The 20,318-nt window shown below is 71.9% G+C and carries 18 protein-coding genes and 1 pseudogene; 9 read left to right on the top strand and 10 right to left on the bottom strand.

Going from position 1 to position 20,318, the window contains the following annotated elements; translation table 11 throughout:
* Positions 1–3: 3 nt before the first annotated feature.
* The 4 genes from AC1DV7_RS10665 to AC1DV7_RS10650 are packed head-to-tail and all read right to left on the bottom strand — an operon-like array spanning position 4 to position 3,414.
* Positions 4–681, bottom strand: coding sequence for a response regulator transcription factor (locus AC1DV7_RS10665; protein ID WP_477597097.1), 678 nt, complete (start codon positions 679–681; stop codon positions 4–6).
* A 30-nt stretch (positions 682–711) separates the two neighbouring features.
* Positions 712–1,506 carry an enoyl-CoA hydratase/isomerase family protein gene (locus tag AC1DV7_RS10660; protein WP_477597096.1) on the bottom strand — a complete coding sequence of 265 codons (795 nt, stop codon included), beginning with the start codon at positions 1,504–1,506 and terminating at the stop codon, positions 712–714.
* The gene (locus tag AC1DV7_RS10655) at positions 1,503–2,609 is read right to left on the bottom strand and encodes an adenylate/guanylate cyclase domain-containing protein (protein WP_477597095.1); all 1,107 of its coding nucleotides are present in this window, start codon (positions 2,607–2,609) and stop codon (positions 1,503–1,505) included. The genes AC1DV7_RS10660 and AC1DV7_RS10655 overlap by 4 nt, the downstream gene beginning before the upstream one ends.
* A 22-nt stretch (positions 2,610–2,631) precedes the next feature.
* Positions 2,632–3,414, bottom strand: coding sequence for a biotin--[acetyl-CoA-carboxylase] ligase (locus AC1DV7_RS10650; RefSeq protein ID WP_477597094.1), 783 nt, complete (start codon positions 3,412–3,414; stop codon positions 2,632–2,634).
* Positions 3,415–3,477: 63 nt separating this feature from the next.
* On the opposite strand from AC1DV7_RS10650, the gene AC1DV7_RS10645 reads away from it, so the two are divergent.
* Together AC1DV7_RS10645 and AC1DV7_RS10640 are read left to right on the top strand one after the other, a co-directional pair.
* Complete coding sequence (locus AC1DV7_RS10645) at positions 3,478–5,100, top strand: acyl-CoA carboxylase subunit beta (protein WP_477597139.1); 1,623 nt, start codon at positions 3,478–3,480, stop codon at positions 5,098–5,100.
* Positions 5,100–5,345, top strand: a complete 246-nt coding sequence (locus AC1DV7_RS10640) for an acyl-CoA carboxylase epsilon subunit (RefSeq protein WP_477597093.1) — start codon at positions 5,100–5,102, stop codon at positions 5,343–5,345. Before AC1DV7_RS10645 ends, AC1DV7_RS10640 begins: the two co-directional genes overlap by 1 nt.
* On the opposite strand, the gene AC1DV7_RS10635 is transcribed toward AC1DV7_RS10640, so the two are convergent.
* Positions 5,342–6,028: an MOSC domain-containing protein gene (locus AC1DV7_RS10635; protein WP_477597092.1), complete on the bottom strand. Its 687-nt coding sequence runs from the start codon at positions 6,026–6,028 to the stop codon at positions 5,342–5,344. The genes AC1DV7_RS10640 and AC1DV7_RS10635 overlap by 4 nt on opposite strands.
* A gap of 64 nt (positions 6,029–6,092) precedes the next feature.
* Here AC1DV7_RS10635 and AC1DV7_RS10630 point away from each other — a divergent pair, with 64 nt between their 5' ends.
* Genes AC1DV7_RS10630 through AC1DV7_RS10620 form a run of 3 tightly spaced genes read left to right on the top strand, consistent with a single transcriptional unit; the run spans position 6,093 to position 10,445 of the window.
* Positions 6,093–7,799: a DUF885 domain-containing protein gene (locus AC1DV7_RS10630; protein ID WP_477597091.1), complete on the top strand. Its 1,707-nt coding sequence runs from the start codon at positions 6,093–6,095 to the stop codon at positions 7,797–7,799.
* A gap of 60 nt (positions 7,800–7,859) precedes the next feature.
* A complete protein-coding gene (locus tag AC1DV7_RS10625) occupies positions 7,860–9,758 on the top strand; it encodes a Na+/H+ antiporter (RefSeq protein WP_477597090.1) in 1,899 nt (632 codons plus the stop codon).
* A gap of 18 nt (positions 9,759–9,776) precedes the next feature.
* The gene (locus AC1DV7_RS10620; protein ID WP_477597089.1) at positions 9,777–10,445 is read left to right on the top strand and encodes a Maf family protein; all 669 of its coding nucleotides are present in this window, start codon (positions 9,777–9,779) and stop codon (positions 10,443–10,445) included.
* A gap of 32 nt (positions 10,446–10,477) precedes the next feature.
* Here AC1DV7_RS10620 and AC1DV7_RS10615 read toward each other — a convergent pair whose 3' ends face one another.
* Together AC1DV7_RS10615 and AC1DV7_RS10610 are read right to left on the bottom strand one after the other, a co-directional pair.
* Entirely contained in the window at positions 10,478–12,142 is a 1,665-nt protein-coding gene (locus AC1DV7_RS10615; protein ID WP_477597088.1) for an acyl-CoA carboxylase subunit beta, read from the bottom strand.
* Positions 12,143–12,194: 52 nt separating this feature from the next.
* On the bottom strand, positions 12,195–13,376 hold the full coding sequence (locus AC1DV7_RS10610; RefSeq protein WP_477597087.1) for an acyl-CoA dehydrogenase family protein: 1,182 nt from the start codon (positions 13,374–13,376) through the stop codon (positions 12,195–12,197).
* Between the two features lie 124 nt (positions 13,377–13,500).
* On the opposite strand from AC1DV7_RS10610, the gene AC1DV7_RS10605 reads away from it, so the two are divergent.
* The 3 genes from AC1DV7_RS10605 to AC1DV7_RS10595 all read left to right on the top strand — a co-directional run bounded on the left by AC1DV7_RS10605 (position 13,501) and on the right by AC1DV7_RS10595 (position 15,747).
* Positions 13,501–13,902, top strand: coding sequence for a MerR family transcriptional regulator (locus tag AC1DV7_RS10605; RefSeq protein ID WP_477597086.1), 402 nt, complete (start codon positions 13,501–13,503; stop codon positions 13,900–13,902).
* 72 nt (positions 13,903–13,974) lie between these two features.
* Positions 13,975–14,973 (top strand): NAD-dependent epimerase/dehydratase family protein, encoded by a 999-nt coding sequence (locus AC1DV7_RS10600; RefSeq protein WP_477597085.1) that lies wholly within the window; start codon positions 13,975–13,977, stop codon positions 14,971–14,973.
* Positions 14,974–15,042: 69 nt separating this feature from the next.
* On the top strand, positions 15,043–15,747 hold the full coding sequence (locus tag AC1DV7_RS10595; RefSeq protein WP_477597084.1) for a M50 family metallopeptidase: 705 nt from the start codon (positions 15,043–15,045) through the stop codon (positions 15,745–15,747).
* 40 nt (positions 15,748–15,787) lie between these two features.
* Here the strand turns inward: AC1DV7_RS10595 and AC1DV7_RS10590 are convergent, their stop codons facing one another.
* Together AC1DV7_RS10590 and AC1DV7_RS10585 are read right to left on the bottom strand one after the other, a co-directional pair.
* On the bottom strand, positions 15,788–16,726 hold the full coding sequence (locus tag AC1DV7_RS10590; protein WP_477597083.1) for a PfkB family carbohydrate kinase: 939 nt from the start codon (positions 16,724–16,726) through the stop codon (positions 15,788–15,790).
* 15 nt (positions 16,727–16,741) lie between these two features.
* Complete coding sequence (locus AC1DV7_RS10585; RefSeq protein ID WP_477597082.1) at positions 16,742–17,599, bottom strand: tryptophan 2,3-dioxygenase; 858 nt, start codon at positions 17,597–17,599, stop codon at positions 16,742–16,744.
* 194 nt (positions 17,600–17,793) lie between these two features.
* On the opposite strand from AC1DV7_RS10585, the gene AC1DV7_RS10580 reads away from it, so the two are divergent.
* Positions 17,794–19,575 carry an acetyl/propionyl/methylcrotonyl-CoA carboxylase subunit alpha gene (locus AC1DV7_RS10580; RefSeq protein WP_477597081.1) on the top strand — a complete coding sequence of 594 codons (1,782 nt, stop codon included), beginning with the start codon at positions 17,794–17,796 and terminating at the stop codon, positions 19,573–19,575.
* Between the two features lie 79 nt (positions 19,576–19,654).
* Here AC1DV7_RS10580 and AC1DV7_RS10575 read toward each other — a convergent pair.
* Positions 19,655–20,318 (bottom strand): annotated as a pseudogene (locus AC1DV7_RS10575) (hypothetical protein); the annotation flags it as partial.

Below are 20,318 nucleotides of genomic sequence, written 5' to 3'. Positions count from 1 at the left end.
GGCTCAGGCTCCCTCGCCGCGTTCGAAGCGGAAGCCGACTCCCCTCACCGTGGCGATGTAGCGGGGCTGGGCGGCGTCGTCACCGAGCTTTCGGCGCAGCACGGAGATGTGCATGTCCAGCGTCTTGGTGGACCCGAACCACGCGGTCTCCCAGATCTCGCGCATGAGCTGCTCGCGCGAGACGACCTTGCCCTGCTCGCGGACCAGCACTCGCAGCAGGTCGAACTCCTTGGCGGTGAGCTGCAGCTCCTCGTCGCGGAACCACGCCCGCCGGCCCTCGGGGTCGATCCGGACCAGGTCCTGGGCCGGGGCGGCGTCGGTGGGCTGGCGCCGCAGCAGCGCCCGCACCCGGGCGAGCAGCTCGGCGAGCCGGAACGGCTTGGTGACGTAGTCGTCGGCACCGGCGTCGAGGCCGACGACCGTGTCGACCTCGTCGGCCCGCGCGGTCAGGATCAGCACGGGCACGGTGCGGCCCTCGGCACGGATGCGCCGGCACACCTCCAGCCCGTCGACATACGGCAGGCCGAGGTCGAGGACCACGAGGTCGGGGTTCTCGGCAGACGCCTCGAGAGCCGCCCGTCCGTCAGCTCGGACGTCGACGTCATACCCCTCACGGCGCAGTGCGCGGGCCAGCGGCTCGGAGATGGCAGGGTCGTCCTCAGCGAGGAGCACACGGGTCATGGGGCTGATCGTAGGCAACGCGGGACCATCTCAGCGACCAGGCCACACGGGACGGCGTTTCTCGTTGAACGCGGCGACCCCCTCGGCGCGGTCCCCGGAGAAGGCCGTCGCGGCCCAGTTCTCGTCCTCGATGCGCAGTCCGGCCGCCAGGTCGGTGTCGAAACCGAGCCGCATCGCCCGCTTCGCGTTGCGCACCCCCACCGGCGAGTTCGCCGCGACGATCGTGGCGATCTCGAGGGCACGGGTCCGCGCCGCGCCCGCCTCGACCACCTCGTCGACGGCCCCCAGCCGACAGGCGTCCTCGGCACTGAACCGCTCGGCCGTGAAGATCATCCGGGCCGCTCGTGACCAGCCCACCCGCCGGGTGAGCAGCTGGGTGCCGCCCCCTCCGGGGATGACGCCCACGCTCACCTCCGGCAGGCCCACCACGGCGTCCCGCCCGCAGACGACCAGGTCGCAGGACAGCGCGATCTCGAAGCCACCGCCCAAGGCGAACCCGTCGACGGCCGCGACCGCCGGCACCGGCAGGTCGAGGACCCCCCGGTATGCCGCCTGCGCGACCGGCCGCTGCTCGCGCAGCTGCTCGTCGGTGAAGGTGTTGCGCTCCTTGAGGTCCGCCCCCACGCAGAAGGCCTTCGGGTGGCTCGAGGTCAGCACCACGGCACGGACGGACTCGTCAGCCGCGAGCTCGGCCGTCGCCGACGCGAGCGCCCGTGCCATGGCCGTCGAGACGGCGTTCATCGCCTCGGGGCGGTCGAGCACCACCTCGGCGACGTGGCTGCCGTCGCCGTGGCGCTCGATGCGGACCAGCTGGGTTTCACTCACTGCGGCACCTCTCGTGTGGTCGTGCCGCGACCGCCGTGGGCGCGTCGCAGCTCGCTGGGGGTGACCTGCCCGATGCCGCGCAGGGTCCGCCTGCGCAGGGCGGTCGTCTCGAACCCGCTGAGGCTGGCCAGCGCCGCGGACAGGGCGTCATCGACCAGGACACCGCCCGCCGGCGCGACGCTGGTCAGCCGGCTGGCGCGGTTGACGGTGGTCCCGAACACGTCGCCGAGGCGTGAGAGCACCGGCCCCACCGCCATGCCGACGCGGACGTCCGGCAGCAGCTCGTCCTCGGCCATGGTGTCGACGAGGTCGAGGGCCACCGCCGCGGCCGGTGCGGCGTCGATGGTCACGAACAGGATCTCGTCACCGACGGTCTTGATGACGCGGCCGCCGTGGGCGGTGACGATGTCGGTGGCGAGGGCCTCGAAGCGCTGCACCATCACGGCGAGCTGGCGCTCGGTCATGCGCCGCACGAGGGACGTGAAGTTGACCAGGTCCGCGAAGCCGACGACCCGTCGCACGCCCTGGCTCGACTGCTGGGGGTCGGCGTCGGCGAGCATGCGCGAGATGGCGGCGGTGAGGTGGCGGCGCCAGGCGTAGACGAGCAGCGGCTCCAGCGAGTCGACGAGCTCGGCGAGCCTGAGCGCGGACGCCTCAGCAGCCTCGAGGTCGGGTGCGGCCCGGGCGTCGGCCTCGTCGAGCGCCGCCTCGTGCTCGGGGGCCGCGAGCGCCTCAGCCATCAGCTGGGTCTGCCAGACCGCGAGCCGGTCCGTGGTGCGGGCGAAGGCGCGGGTGAGGGCGAGGGCCGTGTCCTCGTCGACCTCCTCGTCGCGCACCAGCCGGGCGACGGTCTTGAGGGCCATGAGATCGGCCTCGGTGAACATCGCCTCGTCGTCCTCGACGATGGGGAAGCCGAGCGCGTGCCAGAACTTGCGCGCCGAGAGCAGCGACACGTCGGCACCGCGGCTGACGTCGCGCCGGCCCATGGTGGCGGGCTTTCCCAGCAGCCGGGCCTCGAGGTTGTCCGGACGCAGGGCCTCGAGGTCCTCCGGCCGCACGGGACGGTGCCGCCCGGGCGCAGGGGGGCCTTCGGGCTCGGTCACGCCGCAACCCTAGCCAGAGTGCTCAGCCACCGGTGGCCCGCGCGTGCACGATGTCGCCCGCGGCCACGGCATACTCCGGGCCGCCGGCGGTGACCACGAGCCGACCTTCGGCGTCGATGCCCACGGCGCGCACGCGGCGCACCGCGCCGGAGGACTCGTGCAGGTCGACCTCGCGGCCGAGGGTGAGGCAGGCGTCGCGGTATGCCGCCTGGGCGGCCCCGCGGGCTGGTCCCCCCTGCACGAGGTCGCCGTGCAGGCCGGCCAGGTGGCCAAGCACGGCGACGACGAGGTCCTCGCGGACCACGTCCGTGGCCCCGGCCAGCCGCAGGGAGGTCGCGGTGTCGACGGGGAGCTCGTCGCGGTCCTGGTCGACGTTGATGCCGAGGCCGACCACGATGCCGCCCGGCTGGAGCTCGCACAGGACGCCGCACACCTTGCGCTCGTCGTCGGCGGGCAGCAGGACGTCGTTGGGCCACTTGAGCCCGGCGTCGAGCCCGGTGACGTCACCGATGCCCCGCATGACGGCCAGACCGGTCAGCAGGGGCATCCACCCACGCCCGTCGTCCGGAGCGGGTACGAGGACCGACATCGTCACCGACGTCTGCGCCGGGGTCTCCCACGTGCGCCCCAGCCTGCCGCGGCCGGCCTGCTGGTGGTCGGTCAGGACGACGCGCCACGGCTCGGCGAGCCGCGCGGCCTCGGCATTGGTCGAACCGAGGGTGGGGTGGACGTCCACCGCCGTCCACGGCGACCCTGACGTGACCAACGCCTCGTGCAATGCCTCACGGTCCAGCGATTCGCGCATGGTCCCAAGGCTAGGCTCGCCGACATGGCTCAGACCACCGATCCCGTCGCTGATCCGCTTGCCATGGGTGGCACCGACGTACCCAGCGCCGACTCCGGCATCGACATCCACTCGACCGCGGGCAAGCTGAAGGACCTCAAGCGCCGCGTCGCCGAGGTCGCCCACGCCGGGTCCGAGCGCGCTGTCGAGAAGCAGCACGCCCGGGGCAAGAAGACCGCTCGCGAGCGCCTCGAGCTGCTGCTCGACGAGGGATCGTTCGTCGAGATGGACAAGTACGCCCGACACCGGTCGACCGCCTTCGGCCAGGAGCAGAACCGGCCCTACGGCGACGGCGTCGTGACGGGCTACGGCACGGTCGACGGGCGCACGGTGGCCGTCTTCGCGCAGGACTTCACGGTCTTCGGCGGCTCGCTGGGCGAGGTCTTCGGCGAGAAGATCTGCAAGGTCATGGACTTCGCCATGAAGGTCGGCTGCCCCGTCGTGGGGCTCAACGACTCCGGCGGTGCCCGCATCCAGGAGGGTGTGGTCTCGCTCGGGCTGTACGGCGAGATCTTCCGCCGCAACGTGCACGCGTCCGGAGTCATCCCGCAGATCTCGCTGATCATGGGCCCGTGCGCTGGTGGCGCGGTGTACTCCCCCGCCGTCACCGACTTCACCGTGATGGTCGACCAGACCTCGCACATGTTCATCACCGGTCCCGAGGTCATCAAGACCGTCACGGGCGAGGACGTGTCGTTCGAGGACCTCGGCGGGGCCCGGGCCCACAACACCAAGTCCGGTGTCGCGCACTACATGGGCTCCGACGAGGACGACGCCATCGAGTACGTCAAGGCGCTGCTGTCCTACCTGCCCTCGAACAACCTCGAGGAGCCCCCCAGCTACGAGGAGGCCGGCGAGCCCGATTCGTTGGAGGTCACCGACCACGACCGTGAGCTCGACACCCTCATCCCCGACAGCGCCAACCAGCCGTACGACATGAAGACCGTGATCGAGCACGTCCTCGACGACGGGGACTTCCTCGAGGTGCAGCCGCTGTTCGCGCCCAACCTCATCGTCGGCTTCGGCCGGGTCGAGGGCCGGTCGGTGGGCGTGGTGGCCAACCAGCCGATGCAGTTCGCCGGCACGCTCGACATCGACGCCTCCGAGAAGGCCGCCCGCTTCGTGCGGACCTGCGACGCGTTCAACGTGCCGGTCCTCACCTTCGTGGACGTGCCCGGCTTCCTGCCCGGCACGGACCAGGAGTGGGACGGCATCATCCGCCGCGGCGCCAAGCTCATCTACGCGTATGCCGAGGCGACCGTCCCCCTCGTCACGGTGATCACTCGAAAGGCCTACGGCGGCGCGTACGACGTGATGGGCTCCAAGCACCTCGGGGCCGACATCAACCTCGCCTGGCCGACGGCGCAGATCGCGGTCATGGGCGCCCAAGGCGCTGTCAACATCCTCTACCGGCGCCAGCTCGCCGCGGCGGCCGAGGCCGGCGAGAACGTCGACGAGGCGCGGGCCCGGTTCATCGCCGAGTACGAGGACACCCTCGCCAACCCGTACATCGCCGCGGAGCGCGGCTACATCGACACGGTCATCACCCCCAGCAACACCAGGATGAACGTCACCAAGGCCCTGCGGGCGCTGCGCACCAAGCGCGAGACCCTGCCGCCGAAGAAGCACGGGAACATCCCCCTCTGATGGCCGGTCCCGTGACGCCCGAGAGCAGCGAGCCCCCCACCGAAGGCGCCCCGCTGCGGCTGGTGCGCGGCGACGCCTCGCCGGAGGAGGTCGCGGCTCTCCTCGCGGTGCTGTCGGCGGCGTCCGCGGGCGAGCCCGAGCCCGCCCCCCGGCACACCTCGCAGTGGTCCTCCCCTGCCCGGGCGGTGCGCCGCCCCATCACCCCGCGCGCGGGCGCCTGGCAAGCGTCCGCCTGGCCCCGCTAGTCCTCGAGCTCGGTGCCGGCCGCCCGACGCTTCTCCACGGTCTCGCGCAGCTCGGCGGCCTCCTGCTCGACCAGGCACCCGGCGGCCAGCACCCGCTCGGCGGCGTCGAGATCGCCCATGAACGCCCGGAACACCACGGGGACCGTGATGCCGTGGTCGGGCCTGCCGACCACCCTCACCGGGTCGCCGGCCCGGATCTCCCCGGGCGTGACGACCGCGAGGTAGGCGCCGGTGCGGCCCACCTCGCTGAACCGCCTGACCCAACCGCGCTCGCCCATCCGCGCGGCGAACGTCGCACACGGGATGCGGGGCGCGGTCACCTCGAGCACCACCTCGTCGCCCACGGCCCAGTGCTCCCCGACGACCGCGCCGTCGACGTCGAGGCCCTGGGTCGTGAGGTTCTCGCCGAACATGCCGTTCGGGAGGTCGCGGCCCAGCTCGCCCGCCCACCAGTCCAGCTCCTCGCGCGCGAACGCGTAGACCGCCTGCCTGTCGCCACCGTGGTGCCGGGTGTCGCCGAGGAAGTCGCCCACCACGCCGCTGCCGAGCCCGCCGTGCTTGGGCCCCGGGGCGCGCAGCTGGGCGGACTCGACCGGGCGCTTGCCGATGCCGGTGACCCCCACGTTCTTGGCGGTGCTCGGCTCCGACGTGCCGATGTTGAGGGACAGCAGGTGTGCGCTCACGGAGCCAGCCTAGGAGACCGGTGGTTCGCGGCCCCTCCGGCCGCGCTGGGGTACCTTCGCTGCCGTGAGCACCGACACCACCCCTGCCGCCCGTCCCGTCACGCAGATCGACCAGATCGCGGACGACCACCTCGCGAAGCTCGTCGCCCTGAGCCCGATCGCCGCCACGTACTTCGGCATCCCCGGCCACGACGAGGAGCTCGACGACTTCTCACCCGCGGGTCACCGAGCGCACGCGGACCTGCGGGCGGCGACCCTCGCCGAGCTCGACCGGGCCACCCCCGTCGACGACATCGACAGGGTGACGGCGGCTGCCCTGCGCGAGCGCCTCGGTCTGGCCGACGAGACCTACCGCGCCGGCCTCGACGAGATGGCGCTCAACGTCATCGCCTCGCCGCTGCAGGAGGTGCGCGGCTGCCTCGACCTCATGCCGACCGCGACGGACGAGGACTGGGGCGTCATCAGCCGACGGCTCGACAAGGTCCCGGCGGCCCTCGAGGGATGGCAGGAGAGCCTGCTGGCGGCCGCGGCCAAGGGGAACGTCTCGCCCCGCCGCCAGGTCGCGGCGTGCATCAAGCAGTGCGAGGACCTCGTCGCCGAGGACGGCTACTTCGCGACCCTCGTCAGGGGCGCGGCCCTCGCCGACGGGGGCGGCGCTCTCGCGGACGCCACCGTCGAGGCCCTCACGGCCTCGGCAGGCCGAGCAGCCCAGTCGTATGCCGAGCTGGGCACGTGGCTGCGCGACACCCTGCTCGACCAGGCCCCCGAGGCTGACGCCTGCGGGCAGGAGCGGTACGCCCTGCTGTCGAGGGCGTTCCTGGGTGCCAGGGTCGACCTGGCCGAGACGTATGCCTGGGGTCAGCAGGAGGTCGCCCGGATCACGGCCGAGATGGAGCAGGTCGCCGAGCAGGTCAAGCCCGGCAGCACCGTCAAGGAGGCCATCGCCGCCCTCGACGCCGACCCGGCATACCAGCTGCACGGCACGGACGCCCTCAAGGCGTGGATGCAGGAGCGGGCCGACGAGGTCATCGCCAACCTGGCCGGCACGCACTTCGACATCCCCGACCCCGTGCGCACCATCGAGTGCCTCATCGCCCCGACGCAGACCGGCGGGATCTACTACACGGGACCGTCGGAGGACTTCACCCGGCCCGGCCGGATGTGGTGGTCGGTGCCCAAGGGCGTGACCGAGTTCGGCACGTGGAAAGAGCTCACGACCGTCTACCACGAGGGCGTCCCGGGGCACCACCTGCAGGTCGCCCAGACGGTCTTCCGGTCCGAGCTGCTCAACAAGTGGCGTCGCATCGCCGCGTGGACCTCGGGCCACGGCGAGGGCTGGGCGCTGTACGCCGAGCGGCTCATGGACGAGCTCGGCTACATGGACGACCCCGGCAACAAGATGGGCCTGCTCGACAGCCAGTCCCTGCGCGCCGCCCGCGTCGTCATCGACATCGGCGTCCACTGCGGGTTCGAGGCGCCGGCCGAGGTCGGGGGCGGCGAGTGGACGTACGACAAGGCCTGGGACTACCTCAACGCCCACGCCAACCAGGGCGAGGCGTGGCTGCGCTTCGAGCTCGACCGCTACCTCGGCTGGCCGGGTCAGGCCCCGTCCTACAAGATCGGCGAGCGCCTCTGGATGCAGCTGCGCGACCAGGTCGCGGAGCGCGAGGGAGATGCGTTCTCCCTCAAGGACTTCCACCGGCGCGCCCTCGACATCGGCGGCGTCGGCCTCGACACCCTCCGAGAGGCGGTGCTGGGCGAGCTCGACTGACGCTGCCTGACGGCGCCAGCCCGTGCGCCTGTCCGGCCACGCGCCTGCGAGGATGTGCCGGTGGAAACCGCAGGCTCCATCGTCGCCATCATCGGCACCGTCATCCTCGTGTCGGGACTCGCCCAGAGGGTGAGGATCGCGGCGCCCCTGGTGCTGCTCGTCGTCGGCGTGGTGGTCAGCTACGTCCCGTTCATCCCCGAGCCGGAGCTGAGCTCCGAGGTGGTCCTCGTCGGGCTGCTGCCGCCGCTGCTGTATGCCGCCGCGATCCGCACGTCGCTCGTGGACTTCCGTGCCAACTGGAACCCGATCCTGGGGCTGTCCGTCGGGCTCGTGCTGTTCACGGCCGGCGGGGTCGGGCTGGTGGCGTGGTGGATGCTCGGGGTGCCCTTCGCGGTCGCGTTCGCGCTCGGTGCGGTGGTCGCACCGCCGGATGCCGTCGCCGCGACGTCGGTCGCCCGCCGGATAGGGCTGCCTCGGCGGATCGTGACGATCCTCGAGGGTGAGTCGCTGGTCAACGACGCGACGGCCCTGGTGTCGCTGCGCACTGCGGTGGCGGCCTTTCCGGTTGCCGCTGCCGCAGTCGCCGCCGGGGACCACGCCGACAAGGTGACCACGGGCAGCGTGGCGTTCGACTTCGCCCGGGCGGTGGTCCTCGGCGTGGGCTTCGGCGTCCTGGTGGGGGTCGGCGTCGCGTTCGTCCGGCGCAAGGTCACCGACTCGGCCCTGGACACCTCGATCTCGTTCATCGTCCCCTACCTGGCCTACCTGCCGGCGGAGCAGCTGCACGGGTCCGGGGTGCTGGCGGTCGTGGTCGCCGGGCTCATCCTCGGCCACAAGTCACCGATCGTGCAGAACGCGTCGTCGCGCCTCAGCGAGCGGATCAACTGGACGACGATCCAGTTCATCCTCGAGAACGTCGTGTTCCTCATGCTCGGCATGCAGATGCGCCGGCTGGTCGAGGACGCCAACGCCTCGGGCCTGGGCTGGGGTCGGCTGGTCGGCTTCTGTGCCGCCGTGCTCGTCACCGTGATCGTCCTCCGGCCCGTGTACGTCTTCCCGTTCAAGTGGCTCGGCGCCAAGGTCAGCCGTGAGGGCAAGTTCCACCCGAGGGCCGCCGCAGTGATCTCGTGGGCGGGGATGCGCGGCGTGGTCACGCTCGCGGCGGCCTTCACCCTGCCCGAGGACACCCCCGAGCGCTCCACCCTGGTGCTGGCGGCCATGACGGTGACGGTCGGGACCCTGCTGCTGCAGGGCCTGTCCCTGCCGTGGCTGGCCCGCAGCCTCGGGGTGCGCGGGCCGGACCCGCGCGAGGACGCCCTCCAGGAGGCGACCATCCTCCAGGCGTCCGTCGCGGCCGGGCTCAAGGCGCTCGAGGACTGCGACGACGCCGACGACGACATCATCGAGACGCTGCGCCAACGGGCCGAGAACCGCACCAACATCGTCTGGGAGCGGCTCGGCCAGGGCCGGGCCGACGCGGTCGAGACGCCGAGCGCGACCTACCGCCGGGTGCGGCTCGTCATGCTGGGGGCCGAGCGCGAGGAGCTCCTGCGGATCCGCGACGCCGGCACCGTCGACCAGGAGGTCCTGGGCCACGTCTTCGCCCAGCTCGACATCGAGGAGTCGATGCTGGACCGGATCGAGGAGCGCTCCGACGAGCTGCGCGAGGACCCGTTGCTGCCGCCCGAGCGCTCCGAGGACGAGTGCGAGCACCTGGCTGCCCACCACGACCGGTTCGTGGCGCCCACCAGCCCACACGGGTGCGAGGAGTGCCTGCGCGACGGCACGACCTGGGTGCACCTGCGGCTGTGCCTCGACTGCGGCCACGTCGGCTGCTGCGACTCGTCCCCGCAGAAGCACGCCTCGGCCCACTTCCGCGAGAGCGACCACCCGGTGATGCGCAGCTTCGAGCCGGGTGAGTCGTGGCGCTGGTGCTTCGTGGACGACCGCCTCGGTTGAGCCAGTAGTTTGGGGCGCGTGACCACGCACCTCGTCCTCGCCTCCGCCTCCCCCGCCCGCAAGAAGCTGCTCACCGCGGCAGGTGTCGACGTGAGCGTGGTCGTCAGCGCGGTCGACGAGCCCGCGGTCACGGCCGAGGCCCGCGAGCGGTACGGCGAGCTCGCCGCCGAGGACTTGGCGCTCGTCCTGGCCCGGGCCAAGGCGGAGGACGTCGCCAGCCAGATCGACGGCGCGGTCGTCGTCGGCTGCGACTCGGTGCTCGAGCTCGACGGCGAGGTCCACGGCAAGCCGTCGTCCCCCGAGGAGGCCATCGCCCGCTGGGGTCTGATGAGCGGACGCTCCGGCGTGCTCCACACCGGGCACTGGGTCGTCGACACCCGCGAGGAGTCCGAGGGAGGCACGGGCGCCACCCTCGGCGCGACGGCGTCCACCACGGTCCACTTCGCACGGCTGGACGCGGACGAGATCGCGGCCTACGTCGGCACGGGCGAGCCGCTGCGGGTCGCCGGTGCCTTCACGCTCGACGGGCTGGGCGCTCCCTACGTGGCCGGCATCGAGGGAGACCCGAGCAACGTCGTCGGCCTGTCGCTACCGCTGCTGCGTGAGCTGCTCGGCGACGTGGGCCTGCCGTGGCGCGAGCTGCGCAACCCGGCCCACCAGGGCGCCCAGGGCCGCCGCGAAGCCTGACCACGCCATACCGACCGGAAGGACCGGGCAGCTCAGACCGGGGGGATGTCGCGGCGCTTGGTCGCGAAGTGGCGGTCCCTGGCCTTGGCGTAGCGCAGCCGCAGCAGCAGCTCGCCGCGCAGTGCGTCGGCCTCGATGATCTGGTCGAGCACCAGGTCGGCCGCGAGTCGTTCGAGGTCGACGTCCTCCTCGTACTCGCGACGCATGTCCTGGACGAACTGCTCGCGCTCGGCCGGGTCCTCGATCGCCGCGATCTTGTTGGCGTAGACGGCGTTGACGGCCGCCTCGGGACCCATGACCGCGATCCGCGCCGTCGGCAGCGCGATGGTCGCGTCGGGTCCGAAACCGGGACCGCCCATCGCGTAGAGGCCGGCGCCATACGCCTTGCGGACGATGACGCAGAACTGCGGGACGGTGGCCGAGGACACGGCGTGCACCATCTTGGCGCCGTGCCGGATGATGCCGCCGCGCTCCACCTCGGAGCCGATCATGAAGCCGGGGACGTCGGCGAGGTAGACGAGCGGGATGGAGTACGCGTCGCAGAGCCAGATGAACCGCGCTGCCTTGTCGGCGCTGTCGGTGAACAGCACGCCACCCTTGACCATCGAGTTGTTCGCGACGATGCCCACGGTCTCGCCGGCCATCCGCCCGAACCCGACGACCAGCTCGGGTGCGAACAGCGGCTTGACCTCGAAGAAGGACTCGTCGTCGACCAGGCCGTCGATCACCTCGTGGATGTCGAATGGCTGGCTCTCACGCTCGGGCACCGTGTGCCGGGTCAGGGGCGCCGAGGGCTCCTCGGGCGCGTAGGACGGCAGGTCCGAGCGCCAGTTGGCCGGCAGGTAGGAGAAGTAGAGCCGCGCCATCTCGATCGCCTCGGCGTCGTCGGACACCAGCAGGTCACCGACCCCCGAGACGGTGCAGTGCATGCGGGCCCCGCCCATGTCCTCGAGCGAAACCTTCTCTCCCACAACCATCTCCGCCATGCGCGGACTGCCGAGGTACATCGAGGCGTTGCCCTCGACCATGATGATGAGGTCGGTGAACGACGGGATGTAGGCGCCCCCCGCAGCACTCGGCCCGAACAGGCAGCAGATCTGGGGCACCTTGCCGGACAGCGCGACCTGATTGTGGAAGATGCGCCCCGCGCCGCGCCGGCCGGGGAACATCTCGACCTGGTCGGTGATGCGCGCCCCGGCGGAGTCGACGAACCAGAAGACCGGCAGCTCCTCGCGCAGCGCCATCTCGGTGGCGCGCACGATCTTCTCGACGGTGCGCGCACCCCACGACCCGGCCTTGACGGTCGGGTCGTTGGCGATGACGATCGCCGGCCGGCCGTCGACGGTGCCGCGTCCGGTCACCACGCCGTCGGCGGGCAGCCCGGTGGCCGTCGCGTTCGCATAGCGTGCGTCCTCGACGAAGCTGCCCTCGTCGAAGAGCATCGCGATCCGGTCGCGGACATAGAGCTTGCCCTGCGAGTCGAGCTTGGCCTGCGCCTTGTGCGGCGCCGTCGCCGACGCCTCGTATGCCGCGGCGAGCCGCTCGCGGACGTCGGTCACCTTCGGGTCAGTGCCCGAGTCCGCTCCGACGGCGAACGGCGGGGCGGGCGTGGACGCTGAGGTGCCTGACACCGGGGTGCCTGACACCGGGGTGCCTGATACCGGGGTGCCTGACGAGGAGGTGGAGGTCACCGGCATACCCTCTCGCACTGTCTGTCGGGTTGCTGCGTCTGGGACGGCTGCCACGGGATCAGGCGGTCGGCAGGCCGAGGTGGCGGGCGATGACCATGCGCTGCACCTCGGAGGTGCCCTCGCCGATCTCGAGGATCTTGGCATCGCGGTAGAAGCGCGCGACGGGGTACTCCTCCATGAAGCCGTTGCCGCCGAAGACCTGGGTGGCGATGCGGGTCGCCGTGACGGCGGCCTCGGTCGAGTAGAGCTTGCAGATCGCGGCGGCCTGCTTGACCTCCTTGACCGAGCGGCGGCCGTGCTCCAGCTCGTCCTTGAGCCAGGCAGCCTTATAGGTCAGCTGGCGGGAGGCCTCGACCATCACGGCGAGGTCGGCGATCTGGAACGACACACCCTGGTTGACGCCGATCGGCTTGCCGAACGCCTTGCGGGTCTTGGCGTACTCGGTGGTCTCCTCGAGCATGCGCTGGCTCATGCCGACGGCGAGCGCGGAGATGGCGATGCGGCCGTCGTCGAGGGTCTTGAGGAACTGCTTGAAGCCCTCGCCCTCGTTGCCGAGCAGGTTGCCCGCAGGCACCCGGCAGTCCTCGAAGGTCAGGCCGTGGGTGTCGGAGGCGTGCCAGCCGAGCTTGTCGTAGGCCGGCTCGACCGTGAACCCCGGTGTGCCGGAAGGGATCATGATCGCGCTCAGCTGGGCGGAGCCGTCGTCGTTCGTGCCCGTGCGGGCGGTGACGGTGACCACCGACGTGATGTCGGTGCCGGAGTTGGTGATGAAGGCCTTGGACCCGTTGACGACCCAGTGGTCGCCGTCGCGGACGGCCTTGGTGCGGGTGGCGCCGGCATCGGAGCCCGCGTCGGGCTCGGTCAGCCCGAACCCGGCGAGCGCGCGACCCGCGACGAGGTCGGGGAGAAACTGCTCCTTCTGCTCCTGCGTGCCGTAGGTGAGGATCGGGTTGATGCCCAGGCCGACACCGGCCGACAGCGTGATCCCGATCGACTGGTCGATCCGGCCGAGCTCCTCGATCGCCACGCAGAGCGACGTGAAGTCGCCGTCGTCGCCCATGCCGCCGAACTCCTCGGGGACGACGAGGCCGAAGAGCCCCAGCTCGCCCATCTTGGGCACGAGGTCGCTCGGGAAGTGGTGGTCCTTGTCCCACTTGGCGATGTGCGGCTCGACCTCGGCCTCGGCGAACTCCCGGACGACCTTGCGGAAGTCCTCGTGCTCCTTGCTCAGCTCGAACATCGGTTCTCCTTCGTGGTGCGCACCGAGACCACGTCGATCACAGACGTGCTCCCGGCCACGCGGCATACCGTGGGTGTGGTGTGTTGCTTGACGTTGACGTAAACGTAAAGCAATACTCACGGGTATGCCAGCCCACGCCCCCACCGACCTCCAGCAGTCCTGGACGATCCGGCAGATCGCGGACGAGTTCGGGGTCACCCACCGCACCGTGCGGCACTACGAGGACCTCGGGCTGGTCACCCCCGAACGACGCGGCACCACCCGGGTCTACCACCGGCGCGACCGCACCCGGCTCGGCCTGATCCTGCGGGGCAAGCGACTGGGGTTCCCCCTCGAGGAGATCCGCACGATCATCGACCTCTACGACCGGCCGCGCGGCAAGGCGAGCCAGCTGGAGTACGTCCTGAGCCAGATCGACGAGCGACGGGCCGACCTCGAGCAGAGGCGCCGCGACCTCGAGGACGCGCTCACCGAGCTGGGCGAGTTCGAGCGCCGCTGCCGGGCGGACCTCGACCGGCTGGGCTGACCCGGGCCGGGGCACCGCGCGGTCGCCCTCACGCGGGCGGCGCGTCCGCCTTCCTGGTCCTAGGCTCGGGACATGGCCGCTCGCACAGTCCTGTTCGTCGGTGGCACCGGCGTGATCAGCTCGGCGTGCGTCGCCGAGGCCCTCGCTGACGGCTGGGAGGTCAGCATCCTCAACCGCGGCACGTCCACGACCCACCCGGCGCACCCCGGGGCCGAGTCCCTGACCGCAGACGTCAGGGACTCCGCCGCCGTACGCGAGGTCGTGGGTGACCGCACGTTCGACGTCGTCGTGGACTTCCTGTCGTTCACCCCCGACCACGTCCAGCAGCAGCTCGACCAGTTCGGCGAACGCACGGGCCAGTACGTCTTCATCAGCTCGGCGTCGGCCTACCAGACGCCTCCGGCGCGCCTGCCGGTGACCGAGTCCACTCCCCTGCGCAACCCGTTCTGGGCTTACTCCCGCAACAAGATCGCCTGCGAGGACCTGCTCGTCTCGGTGTACCGCGAACGCGGGCTGCCCATGACCATCGTGCGCCCGTCGCACACCTACGACCACACGCTGCCCCCGTTCAGCGGTGGCTGGACCGTGGTGGAGCGGATGCGGCAGGGCAAGCCGGTCATGGTGCACGGGGACGGCACCTCGCTGTGGACGATCACGCACCACACGGACTTCGCGCGGGCGTTCACGGGCTTGCTCGGCAGGCGCGAAGCCCTCGGTGAGGCGTTCCACATCACCGGCGACGAAGCACCCACCTGGAACCGGATCTACCTGGACATGGCCGAGGCGGCGGGCGTCGAGCCCCACCTGGTGCACGTGCCCTCGGATGCGGTCGCAGCCCTCGACGAGGACTTCGGCGCCAGCCTGCTGGGCGACAAGGCGCACTCGATGGTGTTCGACAACAGCAAGGTGAGGTCCCTCGTCCCCGGCTGGTCTGCGCGCGTGCCGTTCCGGCAGGGAGCCCAGGAGATCGTCGAGTGGCACGACGCCGACCCCGGCCGGCGCACCGTCGACGCGCGCCTCGACGCGATCTACGACGAGCTGGTCGCCACCCACGACGTCCGCGGCGGCTAGGACGGCTGCACGCCGGCGTCAGGGGCCCACCACAGCGGGCGCCCAGCGACGTCGGCTAGGTTCGCCGCCGTGGACTGGGAGCTCCTGCGATCACGGACGGTGCCCGCGACCGCCGAGGTCGCGATGGGCGCCCCGGCGGTGACCGTCGCGCTGGTCGCCGCCCTGCTCGTGGTGGCCGTGCCGCCCGTCTGGCAGGTGCTGCGACTCGCGGTGACGCTGGTCCACGAGCTCGGGCACGCCCTCGTGGGCATGGCCGTCGGGCGGCGGTTCACGGGGTTCGTGCTGCGGGGGGACATGTCCGGCCACGCGGTCACGGTGGGACCGACCCGAGGCGTCGGCAGGGTGCTGTCGACGTGGGCGGGCTACCCGGCGCCGGCCGTCGTCGGGGCGGCGATGGTGTGGACCGCGGGTTCCGGGTGGGCCGCGCCGGTCATCGGCCTGACGCTCGTCGTCCTGCTCCTCGCCCTCGTCCGAGTGCGCTCGCTGCTCACCGCCGTGGTCATGCTGGTGGCCCTCGCCACCACGGGAGCCCTGTGGTGGTGGCGCGACGACGCGCTGCAGGCCCAGGTGCTCGTCGGCTGCGGCATCGTGCTGCTGGTCGGGGCGTGGCGGCACCTCGGCGCCGCGGCGCGGTCCCGCGACCGGGCGAGTGACCCTGCCGTGCTCGCCGCCCTGACGCGGGTCCCGAGGGTCCTGTGGATCGGCTCCTACGTGGTCGTCTGCGCCGCCGCGAGCGCCCTGGCTGCGTCCGAGGTGGCTGCCGCCTGGGCCTGAGCCGGGGCTGAGATCACGAGGGCTCGCGAACCTTTCCCGGTCAGGTGCCGTCACCCACCCTGGCGAGGAACGCGTCGATCTCCTCGGCGGTCGGGGCGGTCGCCGGGCCCCTGCGGGTCACCTTGATCGCACCTGCCGCGTTGGCCCGCGTCGCCGCGGTGGTCCAGGACGCTCCGGCGGCCCGGCAGGCCACGAGGACGCCGGTGTGCGTGTCACCGGCGCCGTTGGTGTCGACCGGCTCCTGCGGGTAGCCGGGCAGGTGCGTCGGGGCGGACCCACCGGCGGTGTCGAGCACCCAGCAGCCCTGCGGCCCGTCTCGCACGATGCACACGGATCCGGGCGGCAGCCTGGTCGCGGCCTCGGCCACCGACTGCGCAGGGTCGTCGACCCCGGTGAGCGCCGTGGCCTCCTCGGCGTTGCTCGACCAGACGCTGGTGCGGCGAAGCACGCGCTGCTTCAGACCCGGCTCGAGCTCGGCGAACGCGGCGCCGGGGTCGAGGACGACGACCACCTCGGGGTCGAGACCGTCGAGCCACGCCAGCAACGGGTCACGGGTCAGGCCGACGAGCGAGAAGCCGCTCAGGCACACCAGGTCGCCCGGTGCGGGGGCGGCGGTCGACAGGCTCTCGACGCTGATCCGCCGCTCGGCGCCCTGCGTCGTGACGAAGGTCCGCTCCGCGGTCGGCTCGATCATGACGAAGCAGATGCCGGTGTCGAGCCCCTCCACGGCGGGGCTGCTCACGAGCACCCCCTCGGCCGCGAGCGCCGCGCGCACGAGGTCGCCGTTGGACCCCGTCCCCACGGACCCGGCCAGCACGGCCTCGGCCCCGGACCGCGCGGCGGCCACGAGGATGTTCACCGCGCCCCCGGCATACCGCTCGTAGGTCTGGGCCACGGCGTTGCCGCCGCGCACGGGCAGGGCGGCGACCTCAACCACCTCGTCGACCAGCGCCTGCGCCGTGTGGATCACCCGAGCCATGGCGCGAGTATGCCGTCAGACGCGCGTGCGGACGGCGTACAGCTCGGGAAAGAAGGTGAGGTCGAGGGCGCGGCGCAGGAAGTCGACGCCGGACGAGCCGCCGGTGCCCCGCTTGTGGCCGATGGTCCGCGTCACCACCTGGAGGTGCCGGAACCTCCAGTGCTGGAAGTTGTCCTCCACGTCGACGAGCTCCTCGCAGGTCTCGTAGACGCCCCAGTGCTGGGCCGGCGCGGCGTAGACCCCGGCGAACGTGTCCACGAGTGACTCGTGGAGCTGGTACGGCTGGGAGAAGTCGCGGTCGAGCAGCTCGGCCGGGACGGCGTAGCCGTGCCGGGACAGGTAGCGCAGGAACTCGTCGTACAGGCTCGGCTCGACGAGCAGCTGGGCCAGCATGCCCCGGGCGGTCTCGTCGTGGTCGAAGACGGCGACCATGTCGGCGTTCTTGTTGCCCAGCAGGAACTCCACGGCGCGGTACTGCCACGACTGGAACCCCGAGCTGGTGGCCAGGAAGGGCCGGATCTCGGCGTACTCGCTCGGGGTGAGGGTCGCCAGGACCGACCACTGGTGGGTCAGCACCTCCTGGATCCGCTTGACCCGAGCCAGCCGCTTGAGGGCGGGGGCGAGCTCGTCGGCGGCCAGCAGCCCGCGGGCCGACCGCAGCTCGTGCAGCAACAGCTTGAGCCAGAGCTCGGACGTCTGGTGCTGGATGATGAACAGCAGCTCGTCGTGCTGGGGTGGCTCACTGCGCGGGAACTGGGCCGACAGCAGCGTGTCGAGCCCCAGGTAGTCGCCGTAGGACATCGCCGCCGAGAAGTCCCGCTTGACGCCGTCCTCGATCTCGCGCATCGACTGCGCACCATCCGCACCGCTCATGCCGCACACCCTATTCGCCAGCCCGGGCCGTCCCGCCCGCCCCGGGACGGACGGGTGCTCCACGCGTACGACGGGCGCGACACCAGGGACCGCTGGACCAGGTCGGCGGGGCACTCGGACAGGCGCCGCAGTGTTGGCGAGGCCACACCCGACGGGTGCCTGTGACGTCACGGAAACGGGCTAGGCTCCGGCGCATGGCGCCATCTTCCGGTCCGATCACCAAGGTCCTCATTGCCAACCGCGGCGAGATCGCCGTACGCATCGCCCGTGCCTGTGCGGACAGCGGCATCGGCTCGGTCGCGGTCTATGCCGACCCGGACCGGGACGGCCTGCACGTCAAGGTGGCAGACGAGGCCTACGCCCTGGGCGGCGCGACCCCGGGCGACTCCTACCTCGTCCAGGAGAAGCTGCTGGACGTCGCGAGGAAGTCCGGCGCCGACGCCGTCCACCCCGGCTACGGTTTCCTCGCCGAGAACGCCTCCTTCGCCCAGGCCGTCATCGACGCCGGGTTGACCTGGATCGGCCCGTCGCCCGAGGCGATCGACTCGCTCGGCGACAAGGTCAAGGCCCGCCACATCGCCGCCCGCGCCAACGCGCCCCTCGTCCCCGGGACCCCCGACCCGGTCGACGACGCCGACGAGATCATCGCCTTCGCCAAGGAGCACGGTCTCCCGGTGGCCATCAAGGCCGCCTACGGTGGCGGCGGTCGCGGCCTCAAGGTCGCGCGCACCCTGGAGGAGATCCCCGAGCTGTTCGACTCGGCCACCCGCGAGGCCGTGGCTGCCTTCGGCCGCGGCGAGTGCTTCGTCGAGCGCTACCTCGACAAGCCGCGGCACGTCGAGACCCAGTGCCTGGCCGACCAGCACGGCAACGTCGTCGTCGTCTCCACCCGTGACTGCTCGCTCCAGCGCCGCCACCAGAAGCTCGTCGAGGAGGCGCCCGCGCCGTTCCTCAGCGACGAGCAGAATGCCGAGCTGGTCCGCGCCTCGAAGGCGATCCTCACCGAGGCGAAGTACACCGGCGCCGGCACGTGCGAGTTCCTCGTCGGGCAGGACGGCACGATCTCGTTCCTCGAGGTCAACACCCGCCTGCAGGTCGAGCACCCCGTGACCGAGGAGGTCACCGGCATCGACCTGGTCCGCGAGCAGTTCCGCATCGCGAACGGCGAGCCCCTCGGCTACGACGACCCCGCTCCCGTCGGCCACTCGTTCGAGTTCCGCATCAACGGCGAGGATGCCGGGCGCGGGTTCCTGCCGGCTCCGGGTGTCGTCGCGGTCTTCGAGCCGCCGTCGGGCCCGGGCGTCCGGCTCGACTCGGGCGTGGTCGCCGGGGACGTGATCGGCGGAGCCTTCGACTCGATGCTGGCCAAGCTCATCGTGACCGGCCGCGACCGCCACCAGGCCCTCGAGAGGTCCCGGCGCGCGCTGGCCGAGTTCACGGTCGACGGCATGCCGACCGTGCTGCCGTTCCACCGCGTGGTCGTGGCCGACCCCGCCTTCGCACCCGAGGGCGACAAACCGTTCTCGGTGCACACCCGCTGGATCGAGACCGAGTTCGACAACCAGATCCCGGCCTACAACGGCTCCACCCCTGACGCGCCGGAGCAGTCCGGCGAACGCCAGACCGTGGTCGTCGAGGTCGGCGGCAAGCGGCTCGAGGTCGTCCTGCCCGGCGGGCTCGCGCTCGGCGGGGGCGGCGGCGCCGCGAAGAAGAAGGCGCCGAGACGCTCTGGTGGGTCCAAGTCGGGGGCGGCCGCCTCGGGCGACTCGCTCACCGCGCCCATGCAGGGCACCATCGTCAAGATCGCCGTCGAGGAGGGCCAGCAGGTCGCCGAGGGCGAGCTCGTGGTGGTCCTCGAGGCGATGAAGATGGAGCAGCCGATCAACGCCCACAAGGCCGGCACCATCACCGGTCTCGCTGCCGAGGTCGGCCAGACGGTGACCAACGGCGCGGTGATCGCCGAGATCAAGGACTGACCAGACGACGAAGGGCGCCTCCCGCCGGGAGGCGCCCTTCGTCGTGTGGAGACGACCCAGCCAGGCGTATGCGGTGGGGTCAGCTGCGCCCGAAGGGCGGCAGCTCCTTGGGCGCGGTGTCGCCGAGGTCGGTCTCGGCGTCGGGGCCCGGCTCCGGCGTGCTCGTGCTCCCCGGCTCGTCGGTCGGGACCTGCGCGGGGCCGCCGTCATCCGGCTGGTCCCCGCCCGGGGTGGGAGTGTCCGACTGCGGCTCGCCCTGCTGGGTCGGCCCTCCCTCGCTCAGCCCTCCGTCAGCCTGGTTTCCGGAAGACTCACGCTCCTCGGTCGGACCGCCGGCAGCCGTGTCGCCCTCGGCGGTGGCCACCGTGTCGGCTCCAGAGGCGGTGTCCTGCTCCTCCGTGGGGTGGTCACCAGCGGTCGGATCGTCGAAGTCGGGCGGCACGTCGACCTCCGGCGGAGCCGCCGGCCCGTCGGAGCCGCCGTCCTCCGCCGTCGGGTCGGACGGCACCTGGGGCGTCGTGTCCGTGTCCTCGGGGCGCTGAGAGGGGTCCAGCGGCCCACCGGGCGATCCAGGCCGCTGCGGTTCGCCCGGCGTCAGTGGTCCGTCACCGCCACCGGGCTCCTGGGGGTCGTTGGTGGACGGCGCCGGGTTGGGGGCCGGGGTCGGCGCAGGCTCAGGCTCGGTCGCTGGGGCGGGCTCGGGCTCCGTCGGTGCCGGCGCGGGCTCGGGCTCGGCCGGTGCC

The sequence above is a fragment of the Pedococcus sp. P2_E4 genome (assembly GCF_056403935.1).
This window is presented reverse-complemented; position numbering and strand designations above follow the sequence as displayed.

What these genes read in the sequence shown, in the direction of transcription:
- AC1DV7_RS10665 (WP_477597097.1), bottom strand. Translation starts at nt 681, where the DNA reads ATGACCCGTGTGCTCCTCGCTGAGGACGACCCTGCCATCTCCGAGCCG.
- AC1DV7_RS10650 (WP_477597094.1), bottom strand. Translation starts at nt 3,414, where the DNA reads ATGCGCGAATCGCTGGACCGTGAGGCATTGCACGAGGCGTTGGTCACG.
- AC1DV7_RS10645 (WP_477597139.1), top strand. Translation starts at nt 3,478, where the DNA reads ATGGGTGGCACCGACGTACCCAGCGCCGACTCCGGCATCGACATCCAC.
- AC1DV7_RS10640 (WP_477597093.1), top strand. Translation starts at nt 5,100, where the DNA reads ATGGCCGGTCCCGTGACGCCCGAGAGCAGCGAGCCCCCCACCGAAGGC.
- AC1DV7_RS10615 (WP_477597088.1), bottom strand. Translation starts at nt 12,142, where the DNA reads ATGCCGGTGACCTCCACCTCCTCGTCAGGCACCCCGGTATCAGGCACC.
- AC1DV7_RS10610 (WP_477597087.1), bottom strand. Translation starts at nt 13,376, where the DNA reads ATGTTCGAGCTGAGCAAGGAGCACGAGGACTTCCGCAAGGTCGTCCGG.
- AC1DV7_RS10605 (WP_477597086.1), top strand. Translation starts at nt 13,501, where the DNA reads ATGCCAGCCCACGCCCCCACCGACCTCCAGCAGTCCTGGACGATCCGG.
- AC1DV7_RS10600 (WP_477597085.1), top strand. Translation starts at nt 13,975, where the DNA reads ATGGCCGCTCGCACAGTCCTGTTCGTCGGTGGCACCGGCGTGATCAGC.
- AC1DV7_RS10590 (WP_477597083.1), bottom strand. Translation starts at nt 16,726, where the DNA reads ATGGCTCGGGTGATCCACACGGCGCAGGCGCTGGTCGACGAGGTGGTT.
- AC1DV7_RS10585 (WP_477597082.1), bottom strand. Translation starts at nt 17,599, where the DNA reads ATGAGCGGTGCGGATGGTGCGCAGTCGATGCGCGAGATCGAGGACGGC.
- AC1DV7_RS10580 (WP_477597081.1), top strand. Translation starts at nt 17,794, where the DNA reads ATGGCGCCATCTTCCGGTCCGATCACCAAGGTCCTCATTGCCAACCGC.